The organism is Aureibaculum koreense (genome assembly GCF_034296135.1).
Lineage (GTDB): Bacteria > Bacteroidota > Bacteroidia > Flavobacteriales > Flavobacteriaceae > Aureibaculum.
Genome location: NZ_JAXKVV010000048.1, coordinates 1 through 1,392, shown reverse-complemented (window position 1 = coordinate 1,392; position 1,392 = coordinate 1). Strand labels below are relative to the sequence as shown.

The following is a 1,392-nucleotide window of genomic DNA, read 5'->3' as shown; positions in this document are numbered from 1 at the left end:
TACAAGATAAAATTACTGAGATGGTAAACCAACTAACTCCTGAACTTATAAAATCTATCACCAGTTATCAATTATACACTAAAACATTTTTTGAGTATTTTTAAATCAGAAATGGTATTACAAAAGATAAAAGAACTCTCGGAAAAATAATTATAAAAATGAAGTAGTCTTAAAAAAAATGGGAAATCAAAAAGAAGTGGGGCAGATAAATTGGAAAGTTCATTTTTCAACATCTATAGATCAGGTGTACAATGCATTGACCACGGACGAAGGGCGAAGTACATTCTGGGCCGAAGAAGCCAAAGAAATAAACGGTATCATTGAATTCAAGATATTGAATTATCCAGTTTACAAATCTAAAATAATCGAAAAAAAATATCCAAATCTGTTTCAACTAGAATACTTTGGGACCGATGTGACTTTTACATTAAAAGAAACACCTGACAAAGGAACAGATTTGTATATGAATGCCATTACTTTTGACAAAAATACGCAAAAGGAAATGACTTCCGGTTGGGTTTCTGTTCTCTTGGCAATGAAAGCTGCCGTTGACTTTGGCGTGGATTTGAGAAATCATAATCCTGAACGGGTTTGGGAAAAAGGTTTTGTGGATAATTGAAAAATAAAGAATTTTCAAAAGTGATAGTACAATGCGGAATGCTCACTGATTTTATTATAAAAAGAACATAATTAAACATGTAGGATATTGTTGACAAGACAACTCAAAAAATCAACTTTAATAAAAAAGAAATTATGAAAGGAAAAGACTCAGAAATAGTAAAATGTCAAATGATGATACGAAAACCCATAAAGGAGGTTTTTAATGCATTTATTGACCCTAAGATCACAACTAACTTTTGGTTTACAAAATCGAGCGGAAAATTAGAAAAAGGAAAAACCGTAAAATGGAAATGGGAAATGTATGATGCTCAGGACGAAGTAAAAGTTCTGGACATCAATTCCAATAAAAAAATAACCATTTTATGGGGAGAGCCTAAAAGTAAAGTTGACTTTCTTTTTGAAGCATTAAATGAAAATCAAACATTGGTTAAAATTGTTTGTTATGACTTTGAACATAAGGGAAAAGATATATTAGCAACAATGCTGGATTATGCTGGCGGATTTACAACAGTATTGGATGGATTAAAAGCATATTTAGAACATAATATCGAACTAAACTTGATTGCAGATAAATATCCTAAAAAAGTAAAATAGGAACTACGCGAATTAATAGATCTTGAAATAACGAGATTTATTGCCATGGGACAACTAATACCATTTCTGATTTAAAAATACTCAAAAAATGTTTTAGTGTATAATTGATAACTGGTGATAGATTTTATAAGTTCAGGAGTTAGTTGGTTTACCATCTCAGTAATTTTATCTTGTAGC

The 1,392-nt window shown here is 30.5% G+C and carries 2 protein-coding genes; both read left to right on the top strand.

Annotated elements, in window-relative coordinates; translation table 11 throughout:
- Positions 1 to 178 precede the first annotated feature (178 nt).
- Entirely contained in the window at positions 179 to 619 is a 441-nt protein-coding gene (locus UMM65_RS17590; RefSeq protein WP_321978485.1) for a hypothetical protein, read from the top strand.
- A 134-nt stretch (positions 620 to 753) separates the two neighbouring features.
- Positions 754 to 1,215: an SRPBCC family protein gene (locus UMM65_RS17585; protein ID WP_321978483.1), complete on the top strand. Its 462-nt coding sequence runs from the start codon at positions 754 to 756 to the stop codon at positions 1,213 to 1,215.
- Positions 1,216 to 1,392 lie beyond the last annotated feature (177 nt).

Coding starts and splice junctions, on each gene's coding strand:
- UMM65_RS17585 (WP_321978483.1), top strand. CDS start 754: ATGAAAGGAAAAGACTCAGAAATAGTAAAATGTCAAATGATGATACGA.
- UMM65_RS17590 (WP_321978485.1), top strand. CDS start 179: ATGGGAAATCAAAAAGAAGTGGGGCAGATAAATTGGAAAGTTCATTTT.